At 65.0% G+C, this 12170-nt stretch carries 8 protein-coding genes; 3 read left to right on the top strand and 5 right to left on the bottom strand.

Annotated elements, in window-relative coordinates; all coding sequences use genetic code 11:
• The first annotated feature begins 17 nt into the window (after positions 1-17).
• Together A8950_RS17470 and A8950_RS17465 are read left to right on the top strand one after the other, a co-directional pair.
• Positions 18-2285, top strand: a complete 2268-nt coding sequence (locus A8950_RS17470) for an ATP-dependent helicase (protein ID WP_133614970.1) — start codon at positions 18-20, stop codon at positions 2283-2285.
• 20 nt (positions 2286-2305) lie between these two features.
• The gene (locus A8950_RS17465; protein ID WP_133614969.1) at positions 2306-3202 is read left to right on the top strand and encodes a 50S ribosomal protein L11 methyltransferase; all 897 of its coding nucleotides are present in this window, start codon (positions 2306-2308) and stop codon (positions 3200-3202) included.
• A gap of 126 nt (positions 3203-3328) precedes the next feature.
• Here the strand turns inward: A8950_RS17465 and A8950_RS19720 are convergent, their stop codons facing one another.
• Entirely contained in the window at positions 3329-3979 is a 651-nt protein-coding gene (locus A8950_RS19720; RefSeq protein WP_208109921.1) for a DUF1127 domain-containing protein, read from the bottom strand.
• Between the two features lie 358 nt (positions 3980-4337).
• Between A8950_RS19720 and A8950_RS17445 the strand changes: the two genes are divergently transcribed.
• Positions 4338-6269 (top strand): aminopeptidase P family protein, encoded by a 1932-nt coding sequence (locus tag A8950_RS17445; protein WP_243735689.1) that lies wholly within the window; start codon positions 4338-4340, stop codon positions 6267-6269.
• 78 nt (positions 6270-6347) lie between these two features.
• Here the strand turns inward: A8950_RS17445 and A8950_RS17440 are convergent, their stop codons facing one another.
• The 4 genes from A8950_RS17440 to A8950_RS17425 are packed head-to-tail and all read right to left on the bottom strand — an operon-like array spanning position 6348 to position 12108.
• On the bottom strand, positions 6348-6656 hold the full coding sequence (locus A8950_RS17440) for a hypothetical protein (protein ID WP_133614967.1): 309 nt from the start codon (positions 6654-6656) through the stop codon (positions 6348-6350).
• Between the two features lie 45 nt (positions 6657-6701).
• Entirely contained in the window at positions 6702-7070 is a 369-nt protein-coding gene (locus A8950_RS17435; RefSeq protein WP_133614966.1) for a hypothetical protein, read from the bottom strand.
• Complete coding sequence (locus A8950_RS17430) at positions 7067-8479, bottom strand: FAD-binding oxidoreductase (RefSeq protein WP_133614965.1); 1413 nt, start codon at positions 8477-8479, stop codon at positions 7067-7069. The genes A8950_RS17435 and A8950_RS17430 overlap by 4 nt, the downstream gene beginning before the upstream one ends.
• Positions 8480-8499: 20 nt before the next feature.
• On the bottom strand, positions 8500-12108 hold the full coding sequence (locus tag A8950_RS17425; protein WP_133614964.1) for a hydantoinase B/oxoprolinase family protein: 3609 nt from the start codon (positions 12106-12108) through the stop codon (positions 8500-8502).
• Positions 12109-12170: the final 62 nt, after the last annotated feature.

The following is a 12170-nucleotide window of genomic DNA, read 5'->3' as shown; positions in this document are numbered from 1 at the left end:
GGATGGTATAAGGGCGCATGACCGAATCGACGCTTTTCCCACCCGACGTTCCGCCGGCGCAACCCGGCTATCTGGCGGGTCTCAACGACCGCCAGCGCGACGCCGTGCTGGCACTTGACGGCCCCGTCCTGGTCCTGGCCGGGGCCGGTACCGGCAAGACCCGGGTACTGACCACGCGCCTCGCCCACATCCTCGCCAGCGGACTTGCCTGGCCGTCGCAGATCCTGGCCGTCACCTTCACCAACAAGGCCGCCAACGAGATGAAGGAGCGCATCGCGCACCTGCTCGGGCGTCCGGTGGAAGGCTGGTGGCTGGGCACCTTCCATGCGCTGGCGGCGCGCATCCTGCGCGCCCAGGCGGAACTGGTCGGGCTGAAGCCCAATTTTACCATCGTCGGCACGGACGACCAGCTGCGCCTGGTCAAGCAACTGATCGAGGCGGAGGGTCTCGATTCCCAGCGTTGGCCGTCGCGCGTTGTGCTCGGCATCATCGAACGCTGGAAGGATCGCGGCCTCACTCCCGACAAGGTCAGCCGCGCCGAAATGGCCGAAGTCGCCTCGGGCCGCATCCTCGACCTCTATCACGCCTACCAGCAGCGCCTGCTGACGCTGAACGCCTGCGATTTCGGTGACCTGCTGCTGCACAACCTCACCATCTTCCAGAAGGCGCCGGACCAGCTTGCGCGCTATCAAAGCCAATTCCGCTACATCCTGGTCGACGAATACCAGGACACCAATGTGGCGCAGTACCTCTGGCTGCGCGCGCTGGCTCAGCAGCACAAGAACATCTGCTGCGTCGGCGATGATGATCAGTCGGTCTATGGCTGGCGTGGTGCCGAGGTCGAGAACATCCTGAAGTTCGAGAAGGACTTCCCGGGCGCCACCATCATTCGCCTCGAGCAGAACTACCGCTCGACGCCGCATATCCTGGCGGCCGCCTCCGGCCTCATTGCCCATAACGAGGGGCGCCTCGGCAAGACGCTCTGGACCGATGTCAACGAGGGCGAAAAGGTGCGCGTCCTCGGTGCCTGGGACGGCGCCGAGGAAGCGCGCCAGATCGGCGATGAGGTGGAGACGCTGCAGCGGCGTGGCACGGAACTGAAGGACATCGCCATCCTGGTGCGTGCCGGCTTCCAGACCCGCGAGTTCGAGGAACGCTTCATCACGCTGGGCATTTCCTACCGCGTCATCGGCGGCCCCCGTTTCTACGAGCGGCAGGAGATCCGCGACGCGCTCGCCTATCTCCGCCTGATCCACCAGCCCGATGACGGCTTGGCCTTCGAGCGCATCGTCAACCTGCCCCGGCGCGGCATCGGCGACACCACGCTGAAGCAGCTGAACGAACTGGCGCGCGCGCAAAGTGTCTCGGTCCCGGAAGTGGCGCGCCAGGTGGTGACGACCGACGAACTGAAGCCCGCGGCAAGGCGTGCGCTGGGATCGTTCATGAACGACGTTGCGCGCTGGCGCGGCCTTGCCCAGACCCTGCATCATGCCGAGCTCACCCAGATCGTCCTCGACGAAAGCGGCTATACCGCCATGTGGCAGGCCGACAAGTCGATCGAGGCGCCGGGCAGGCTCGAGAATCTCAAGGAACTGGTGCGGGCCCTTGAGGATTTCGACAGCCTGGAAGGCTTCCTCGAACATGTCTCGCTGGTGATGGAGAATGCCGAATCCGGCCCGCGCGACCAGCTCTCCATCATGACCCTGCACGGCGCCAAGGGCCTGGAATTCGATGTCGTCTTCCTGCCCGGCTGGGAGGAGGGCCTGTTCCCGCATCCCCGTTCGCTCGACGAAAACGGCATCAAGGGACTGGAGGAGGAACGGCGCCTAGCCTATGTCGGCCTCACCCGCGCGCGCCGGCTCGCCATCATCTGCCATGCCGGCAGCCGCCGCATCCACAATCAGTGGCAGAATGCGCTGCCCTCGCGCTTCCTCGCCGAACTGCCGGCCGCACATATCGAGCGCCAGGACCATCAGGGCTTCCGGCCGCCGCAAGGGGGGGCACTTGCTGGCGGTCTCGATTGGCCGGCCCGTTCCTATGGCAGCGGATTCGGCGGTGGCGGCAGCTATCCGCAGCGGCGCATGGCGCCCACCATCGACCTTGAGGCGGTGCCGGTCAGGAAGTCCGGCGGTGTCTATCCCGGCGGTATGCGCGTGTTCCACCAGAAATTCGGCTATGGCAAGGTCTTGACCGCCGAGGGCGACAAGCTTGAAATCGCCTTCGACAAGGCCGGGGTGAAAAAGGTCATGGCAGGCTTCGTCGTGCCGGCGGATCAGGCGGGCTGACGAGATTTCTGGTGAGGGACATGAAGAATCCAAAGCTCTACGCGGTCAGCCTCGACCTCGCCTTCAAGCCGGAGGAAAGCTGGCGCCTGGCGCTGGAGGAGGCGCTGGAGCCCTTCGGAGCCGCCCTGGTCAGTTTCGAGACCGATGGCGGGAAGGGCTGGCACATGGAAGTGATCGGCGAGGAGAAACCGAGCGCCGCGGCGGTCAAGGCGGCCCTCAAACCCTTTGCCGGGTTGACGCCGGTGATCGCCCCGGTGCCGGACAAGGATTGGCTGGCGGAGAGCCGCAAGGGCTTGGCACCGCTGAAAATGGGGCCTTTCTTTGTCCATGGCGAACATGATCGCGGCAAGGCGCCGAAGAACGTCATTCCCCTGGAGATCGATGCCGGCATGGCCTTCGGTACCGGGCGGCACGAAACCACCAGCGGCTGTGTCAAGGCGCTGCTGCGCCTCGCCAAGTCGCACAAGTTCAAGCGGCCGCTCGATATCGGCACCGGGACGGGCATCCTCGCCTTCGCTGCCTGGCATCTCTTCAAAGTGCCGGTGACGGCCGGCGACAATGACAAGGACGCGGTCCGCGTCGCGCGCGAGAACGCGGCGATCAACGGCCTCAGGAAGGCGATCCGCATCGTCACTTCCGACGGCTATCGCGCCAAGGCGATCCGCGCGGGCGGGCCCTATGATCTCGTCACGGCCAACATCCTGGCCAATCCGCTGATCTCGCTGGCGCCCGACTTGGCGAGGCATCTTGCGCGCAACGGCCGCGCCGTGCTGTCCGGCCTGCTGGTCGCCCAGGAGAAGGATGTAATTGCGGCACATCGGGCAGTCGGGCTGGAACTCGATTTCCGCATCCGCCAGAACGACTGGTCAGTTCTGGTGCTGAAGAAGGCGGCCCGCCCACCGGCCGGCAAGAAATAGGACGCGTGGGCCGGGTCAAAAATGAAACGGCGGCCTGGACCAGCCCGCGAGGGGCAAATCCAGACCGCCGTTCCGGCGCACTACTTAGGGGAAGCTCGTGCTAGCTCTGTTACCGAGCCCGCGGCCTTAGGCGGCCTTCGGGGCGCGGTGATTGCTGTTGGCGGCGGCGAGACCGGTTTCGGCCAGATTGTCGGCCAGTTCGGAGATGTCGCCGCGGATGACGCCGATATCCATCAACTGGCGGTCGGTCAGGCGCGAGAGTTCCTTCACCGTGGCGCGGGCTGCGCTCCAGGCCTTGAGCGGGGCGGTGACGTCCTGCTCCATCGCCGCGACGGTCACCGGCAGCGGACCGTTGATGGCACCCGAGAGGCGGGCCACATGGGCGTCGATCTCGTGGCGGGCGAGGCCGATATCCGCCAACAGGCGGTCATCGAGGGCGGCCAGAGTGGCGCGCGCCTTGCGGCGGCGGTTCCAGTCGATCGAGGGGCGCAGCACGCCGTTGACGATCATGCGGCTGAACTCGGCGAAGAGCGAGCCAGTCACCTCGTCCGGGATCGCCTCGCGGGCGATGGCCGGGATCAGGCCGCGGCTGACGCCGATATCGGCCAACGAGCGGTCATCGAGACCATAAAGCTCGTTCTCGAGCTGGGTGCGGGCATGGGCGCGCTTGGCCGAAGCGACCAGGGCGCGGCCGAACCGCTTGAATGCCGCCAATCCGATTTCGCGAGAGGGAGCAACCGGCGACATCGCAGCGCTCAGGACCTTCTCATTGCTCACGATCCGATTCATAGTAACCTTCCATGCCGGCTGGCCGGCTTTCTCTTCCAGATGGCACCATTGCCATCGCTCTTGTTTGTGGACGAACGATATATAGATTTAACCCGACCCATTTAGTAGTGTTTTCGCTGCATCGCAGCAATGCAGTGGGCGCATGGTAGTCGGCTGAGATGGCAGTGTGACGCATATCACTAAGACTTTATGAAGATGCTTTAGAGACTTAGCCGTTACAGGAATTATGGTTAATTTGGGGTTCGATATGGCGACATCGCCGGATTCAGGCTGCCGCGAGGCTTATCAAGGGGATGACGCCCTCGCTGTAATGCTTAAAAAACACCAGGCGCATGTGAATTTAACCATGCTGGCTGACTTGATGCCGGGCGTTGCTGCGGCGCCGGTCGACGAACGGCCGGATGCCTGGATCGATCTGGTGGCGGAGAACCCCAGCCCAGCCCTGGTGGCCCAGCTGCGCGCCTATCGCCAGCATTGGCTGGCCGGCCAGCCAGCCGCAGCCCAGCCGCCGATTGCGGCGCGGCTCCAGCGCCTGCGGGCGGAGCTGGCCGCCCAGGGTCTCGACGGATTCGTCATTGGCCGGGCCGACGACCATCAGGGGGAATATGTGCCCCGGGCGGCCGAGCGCCTCCAATTCGTCTCCGGCTTCACCGGCTCGGCTGGCATGGCGTTAATCCTCAAGGACCGCGCCGCGATCTTTGTCGACGGCCGCTACACCATCCAGGTGAAGGAACAGGTCGACCCGTCGCTCTATATATACCGACACCTCGTGACCGAGCCGGTCGAGGCCTATATCGGCGAGGCGATGATTGCCGGCCAGAAGCTGGGCTTCGACCCCCGCCTCTTCACCCATGACCAGGCGCAGCGTTTCCGCGCGGCGGGAACCAAGATCGGCGTCGACCTCATGGCCGTTGTGCGCAATCCGGTGGATGCGGTCTGGGACGGTCGCCCGGCCGAACCGCTCTCCGCCATGCTGCCCCATGACATCGCCTATGCCGGCGAGGCGGCTGGCGACAAGCGGCGCCGGCTGGCCGCGCGGCTGAAGCAGGAGGGACGCAAGGCGGCCGTGATCTCGGCGCCGGATTCGCTCTGCTGGCTCTTGAATGTCCGCGGCGCCGACGTGCCGCGCACGCCCTTTGCCCTCGGCTATGCGATCCTGCATGACGACGCGCGGGTCGACCTCTTCATCGACCGGCGCAAGCTGCCGCCGCGCACCATCGCCCATCTCGGCAATGAGGTGGCAATCGCCCAGCCTGATTCATTTGCCGATGCGCTGCAGGCTCTGGGTGGCGCTGGGGCGGCGATCGCGACCGATGCCGCGACCACCAGCGCCTGGATCCATGACCGCCTCGCCCAGGCCGGTGCCAAGGTCCAGCCGGGCGAGTGCATCTGTGCGCTCCCGAAGGCGGCGAAGAACGCAACCGAGGTGGAAGGCGCGCGCCGCGCCCATGCCCGCGACGGGGCGGCGGTGACGCGCTATCTGGCCTGGCTCGCCGGGCGCGCGCCCAAGGGCGGCCTCAGGGAGATCGAGGCCTCCGACAAGCTCGCCAGCCTGCGCCACCCGGCCGACCTCTTCCGCAATCTCTCCTTCGATTCCATCTCGGCCGCTGGGCCCAACGGCGCCATCCCGCATTACCATGCGATGCCGGAAACGCAGCGCGAGATCCCGCTGAACTCGCTCTATCTCATAGATTCAGGCGGGCAGTATCTCGACGGCACCACCGACATCACCCGCACGGTGGCTATTGGCACGCCGACGCCGGAGATGAAGCAATGCTTCACCCGCGTGCTCAAGGGGCATATCGCGCTGGCGACCGCGCGTTTCCCGAAGGGCACCACCGGTTCGGCGCTCGATGCGCTGGCGCGACGCCCGCTCTGGGATGCGGGACTTGATTACGACCACGGCACCGGCCATGGCGTCGGCTCCTATCTCTCGGTGCATGAAGGACCGCAGCGCATCTCCAAGATGCCGAACCGGGTGGCACTCGAACCCGGCATGATCATCTCGAACGAACCCGGCTATTACAAGGAAGGCGAGTTCGGCATCCGCATCGAGAATCTGGTGGTGGTGCAGCCCAGCGCCCAGCATCCGAACATGCTGGAATTCGAGACGCTGACGCTGGCACCCATCGACCGCAATGCGATCGAGAAGAGCCTGCTGACGCCCGATGAGATCGCCTGGCTCAACGCCTACCACGCGCGCGTGCGCGAGGTGATCGGCCCGCAACTCGACGGTGCCGACAAGGATTGGCTGATCGAGGCGACGCGGGCGATTTGACCCCCTCTTCTCAATGTAGAGGAGGATTAGGAGGAGGCGCGGACTGGCTAGGTCGGCGGATTGATGCCGGTGGTCATGTCACGTTTTCGCATCGTCAGCCGACCGCAGCCAGATGCGCAACGGCCCCAGTCGCTCGAAGCCATGCGCCAGCAGCAACGACGCGTCATCCTCGGTTTCATAGTCGACGATCGGTAGATCCGGACAATTCCGTGCCACGAAAGCAAGGCAGGTGCTGAGCCAGTCTTCCGGCGCATCCGGCGTGTGAAAGAGATTGGAAAGACCGACGACACCCGCCGAGAGGTTGAGAACGCAGCCGGCGACAATGCGGCCATCATGTATGCCGGCGAGAAGCCGCAACGCCGGCTGCGTGAGCAGGCGAAGCGTCATGGGCGATCTGACCAGGCCTGGATTGTCGAGGTCCCAGAGGGCAGCTCACGCGCCGAAGGTGACCGGCGATTGCACCCGTTCCCAGGTCATGTCGCCCGTATGCGTGGCCGCATCCGGTCCCGGATGGACAAGCCAGCTTGCCTCGATGATCGGCGTAAAGCTATGCGAGGTGAGGTCGAGTGTCGCAAAGCTGTCCTTGATCGCCCAGGCACCGCCAATCTTCACGCGCGAGAGCCCGTCCGGATCGAAGGCCGGAGAGAACGTTACCAGGTTTGGATACAGCTCGGGCAAATCGGTGTTGCTGTACCAGCAATCGCTGACGAAGGTGGCGGCGATAGCATGCGCCGCGAGAACCGCATGACACAGCTCGGCATTGTTGCGCGCGGCGATCTCCGCGGTTACCCGCATCGTCAAGCCCGGAAGATCTTCCCCGGATTCATTCGGTTGTCCGGATCGAGTGCCGCTTTCAGCTGGCGCATCGCCGCGACCGCCGCGCCGTGCTCCGCTTCCAGAAACGCGATTTTGCCGGAGCCGATGCCGTGTTCGCCAGTGCAGGTGCCGCCCATGGCGATGGCGCGGTGGGCGAGGCGGCCGGTGAAATCCTTGACGCGGGCGAACTCGGCCGCGTTGTCGGGGTCGAGCAGGATGTTGAGGTGGAAGTTTCCGTCGCCGACATGCCCGACCAGGGGGGCGAGCAAACCGGTCGCAATCAGATCTTCCTTGGTTTCCAGGATGCAATCGGCAAGACGTGAAATGGGCACGCAGACATCGGTGGGGCAACCCTTGGCGCCGGGACGCAAGGCAAGCCCGGCATAAAAGGCGTCATGCCGCGCCTGCCACAATCTGCTGCGCTCCTCCGGCTTCAGGCTCCAGGCAAAATCGCTCATGCCGAATTCCTCGCCGATCGCCTTCACGCTTTCCGACTGCTCGGCGACGCCCGCTTCGGACCCGTGGAATTCGAAGAAGAGGGTGGGCCGCACCGGCAGATCGAGTTTCGAATAGCGATTGATGGCGTCGATCTGCACCTCGTCGATGAGCTCGATGCGCGCCACCGGAATGCCGCTCTGGATCACCTGGATGACCGTGTTCACGGCAGCACCGATATCGGGGAAGTTCGCCGTCGCCGACGCCATGGCTTCCGGAATACCGTAGAGACGCAGCCGCACTTCGGTGATGATGCCGAGCGTCCCCTCGGAGCCGACGAAAAGCCGCGTGAGATCATAGCCAGCCGCCGATTTCCGTGCCCTGCCGCCGGTCCGGATGATGCGGCCATCGGCCAGCACCACGGTCAGGCCCAGCACATTCTCGCGCATGGTGCCGTAGCGCACCGCATTGGTGCCGCTGGCACGGGTGGCGCTCATCCCGCCCAGGGTCGCATCGGCGCCCGGATCGATCGGGAAGAACAGGCCCTGGTCCTTGATGAAGGCGTTCAGCTGCTTGCGGGTGACACCGGCCTCGACCATCACATCGAGATCGGCGGCGTTCACCTCGATAACCTTGTTCATGCGGCCCATATCGACCGAGATGCCGCCATGAGTGGCGGCGACATGGCCCTCCAGCGAGGTGCCGACTCCAAACGGGATGAGCGGCGCCTGGAAACGCTGCGCCACCCGGGCGATGGCCGCCACTTCCTCGGTTGAATGCGGAAAAACCACGACATCCGGCATTTCTGTCGCGTGGTAGGATTCGTCGCGGCCATGGCGGTCGCGGATGCCGGCATTGGTCGAGATCTGGTCCGGCGGCAGGGTTTCGCCCAGGGCGGCAAGGAGCGCCGGGAGGTCGAGGTTACGGGGCGCTTTCTGCGGTGCGGCTGGTGCGTTCATGGCCGTTTCCCGAACAAATTTCAGTCGGGCCTACCATACCCCCCGCCGCCCGGGGTTTCCACGACGAAGACATCGCCCGGCATCATCTCGGTGCCGTCGGTGCCCTTGAGTTCCTGGATGCTGCCATCCTTGCGGATGACATGGTTGCGGCCGGTGGCGCCATCTCCGCCGCCGTGCAAGCCATAGGGGGCGACGATGCGGTGGCCGGACAAAATGCCGGCGGTCATCTGCTCCAGGAAGCGCAGGCGCCGCACCACGCCGTCGCCGCCCCGGTGCTTGCCCCTGCCGCCGCTGCCCCGGCGGATATGGAAGTCTTCGAGGAGGACCGGGAAGCGGAATTCCAGCACCTCCGGGTCGGTCAGGCGCGAATTGGTCATGTGGGTTTGCACGGCGTCGGTGCCGTCGAAATCCGGCCCGGCGCCGGAGCCGCCGGCGATGGTCTCGTAATACTGATAGCGCTCATTGCCGAAGGTGAAATTGTTCATGGTGCCCTGCGCCGCCGCCATCACCCGCATGGCGCCATAGAGCGCATCGGTGATGCATTGCGAGGTTTCGACATTGCCGGCGACGACGGCGGCCGGGTATGCGGGTTTCAGCATCGAGCCATCCGGGATCACGATGTCGAGGGGCTCCAGGCAGCCCTGGTTCATCGGGATTTCGTCGTCGATCAATGTGCGGAAGACATAGAGCACGGCGGCCTTGGCGACGGCCGAGGGTGCGTTGAAATTGGTCGGCAGCTGCGCCGAGGTGCCGGTGAAATCGATCCTCGCGCGTCGCGCCGCACGGTCGACGGTGACGGCGACCTTAATGACCGCACCGTCGTCCATCGGATAGGCGAAGCTGCCATCATTGAGGCGGTCGAGGACCCGGCGCACCTGTTCGGCGGCATTGTCCTTGACGTGACCCATATAGGCTTCGACCACGGGCAACGAAAATTGCGCCACCATGCGGCGAAGCTCCTGCACGCCCTTTTCATTGGCGGCCACCTGGGCACCCATATCGGCGACGTTCTGGTCGGGATTACGGGCCGGATATTTGCCGCCGGCGAGCAGCGCGCGCAACTCCGCCTCGCGCAGGATGCCGCGATCGACCAGCTTGAAATTGTCGATCAGGATGCCTTCCTCTTCGACCGTGCGGCTGGTGGGCGGCATCGAGCCGGGGGTGAGGCCGCCGATATCGGCATGGTGGCCGCGGCTCGCCACGAAGAACAGGATATTGCCGCCGTCCTGGTCGAAGACCGGCGTCACCACGGTGACATCGGGGAGATGCGTGCCGCCGTTATAGGGCGCGTTCAGCACATATACGTCGCCGGGCTGCATGTCGGTCCCGCCGCCCTTCTTCGCATGGGCGCGGATGACACTCTCCACGCTTTCACCCATGGAGCCGAGGTGAACCGGCATATGCGGTGCGTTGGCGATGAGATGTCCCAAGCGGTCGAAGAGCGCGCAGGAGAAGTCGAGTCGCTCCTTGATATTGACCGAATGGCTGGTCTTCTCCAGCGTCGAGCCCATCTGCTCGGCGATCGACATGAAGAGGTTGTTGAAGATTTCCAGCATCACCGGATCGACCGAGGTGCCGATCGCGTTCTGGCGCTGGGCGACGATGTAGCGTTCCAGGATCAGATGGCCGCGATCGTTGAGGATCGCGCGCCAGCCGGGCTCCACCACATTGGTCGAGATCGGCTCCAGGATGATCGCCGGCCCGTCGATCTGCTGTCCAGGGACAAGTTCGGCGCGGTCATAGACCGGCGCCGTCATATGCCGGCCCTGGCCATAGAACGGCACCTCGGCAAGCGGGCCGGTGGCATCACCGCCTGCCTTCAGCTTCGGCTCCGTCACGCGCTCGGACTTGCCGATGGCCTCGACCGAGATGGAATCGACGATAAGCTGCTTGCCCTTGACGATGAAGCCGTAGCGCTGGCGATGCGCTTCCTCGAACCCCGCCTGGATTTCAAGGGCACTGCCGAAGCTCGTCACCAGCGGGGCGTCGGTCCCGGCATATTTCACATGCACCTGGCGCAGCACCTGGATGTCGCCGGCGGCAATACCTTGCGCCGCGATCTCGGCCTGGGCCTCGCCGGCCATGGCATCGAGTTCGCGGCTGAGATAGGCGGTCATGGCATCGCCCAGCGGCGTTTCCACCGTCTTGTGGCGGATGGCGCGGATATCGGCCAGACCCATGCCATAGGCCGAGAGCACGCCGGCCAGCGGGTGCAGGAAAACCCGCGTCATCCCCAGAGCATCGGCAACGCGGCAGGCATGCTGGCCGCCGGCTCCGCCGAAGCAGGCCAGGGTGTAATGGGTCACGTCATAGCCGCGCTGGATCGAGATTTCCTTGATGGCGTTCGCCATGTTGGCGACGGCGATGTCGAGGAAGCCTTCCGCCACATCCTCCGGCCGCTGTTCCTTGCCGGTAGCCTTTTCGATCTCGGTGGCGAGGTCGCGGAACTTTGCCACCACTACCTCGCGGTCGAGCGGCTGATCGGCATTCGGTCCGAACACCTTGGGGAAATAGTCGGGATTGAGGCGACCCAACATGATGTTGCAATCGGTGACCGCAAGCGGCCCGCCGCGCCGGTAGGAGGCGGGGCCGGGATTGGCGCCGGCGGAATCTGGCCCGACGCGGTAGCGGCTGCCATCGAAATGCAGGATCGAGCCGCCGCCGGCTGCGACCGTGTGAATCAGCATCATCGGGGCCCGCATGCGCACACCCGCCACCTGCGCCTCGTAGGAGCGCTCGAATGCCCCGTTGAAATGCGACACATCGGTCGAGGTGCCGCCCATGTCGAAGCCGATAATGCGGTCGAAACCCGCTTGCCGCGCCGTTTCCACGGCTCCGACAATGCCGCCCGCAGGACCGGATAGGATGCTATCCTTGCCCTGGAACTGGCGCGCATCTGTGAGGCCGCCATTCGACTGCATGAACATGAGCCGCGTGGTCCGGTTGCCGATCTCGCCTGCCACCTGGTCGACATAGCGCCTGAGAATCGGCGACAGATAGGCATCGACCACGGTGGTGTCGCCGCGGCTCACCAGCTTCATCAGCGGCGAGATTTCGTGGCTGACCGACACCTGGGTAAAGCCGATCTCGCGGGCGATGCGCGCGAGCGCGATCTCATGGGCGTGATGGCGATAGCCGTGCATCAGCAGGATGGCGATGGCGCGATAGCCCTGGTCGAAGGCCGCCTGGAAATCGCGCCGAGCCGTCGCCACGTCGAGGTGATGCAGGATATTGCCATGGCTATCGACCCGCTCATTGATCTCGATCACGTCCCGGTGCAGCAGTTCGGGCAGGTCGATCCGGCGCGCGAAGATCTTCGGCCGGTTCTGGTAGGCGATGCGGAGCGCGTCGCGGAAGCCCTTGGTGATCGCCAGCACCACGGGCTCGCCCTTGCGCTCCAGCAGCGCATTGGTGGCAACCGTCGTGCCCATCTTGATCGCCGTCACATCGGCGGGTAAGGGCGCGTCGGCAGGAAGGTTCAGGATGGCGCGGATGCCGGCAAGGGCCGCATCGCGGTAGCGCTCGGGGTTTTCCGACAGCAGCTTGTGCGTCACCAGCCGCCCGTCCGGTGCCCGGCCAACGATGTCGGTAAAGGTGCCGCCGCGATCGATCCAGAACTGCCAGGTCACGTTTTGATGTCCCTTCTCTTGCTGTCATGCCCCGGCTTGGCCGGGGCATCCACGACTTTCTT

Origin of the sequence: Dongia mobilis, assembly GCF_004363235.1 — a bacterium.
GTDB lineage: Bacteria > Pseudomonadota > Alphaproteobacteria > Dongiales > Dongiaceae > Dongia > Dongia mobilis.
This window is presented reverse-complemented; position numbering and strand designations above follow the sequence as displayed.